The sequence below is a fragment of the Paralimibaculum aggregatum genome (genome assembly GCF_030270585.1).
In the GTDB taxonomy this organism is placed as follows: Bacteria; Pseudomonadota; Alphaproteobacteria; order Rhodobacterales; family Rhodobacteraceae; genus Thermohalobaculum; species Thermohalobaculum aggregatum.
The window spans coordinates 1-266 of record NZ_BSYI01000181.1 but is presented as its reverse complement, the minus strand read 5'-3'; the positions used below and the strand labels follow the sequence as shown (position 1 = coordinate 266).

1 protein-coding gene is annotated in these 266 nt (G+C 60.9%); it reads left to right on the top strand.

Annotated elements, in window-relative coordinates:
• Positions 1–266 (top strand): GTP-binding protein (locus QSJ97_RS24850; protein WP_285675187.1); only part of this gene is annotated, 266 nt, incomplete at both ends.

Genomic DNA, 266 nt, shown 5'->3' with positions numbered 1-266 from the left:
ATGTCGAAGGCGAAATTCGAGCGGACGAAGCCGCATGTGAACATCGGGACGATCGGCCATGTCGACCATGGCAAGACGACCCTTACGGCGGCGATCACGAAGTATTTCGGCGAGTTCCGCGCCTATGACCAGATCGACGGGGCGCCGGAGGAGAAGGCGCGCGGGATCACGATCTCGACGGCGCATGTCGAGTACGAGACCGAGAACCGGCATTACGCGCATGTCGACTGCCCGGGCCATGCCGACTACGTGAAGAACATGATCAC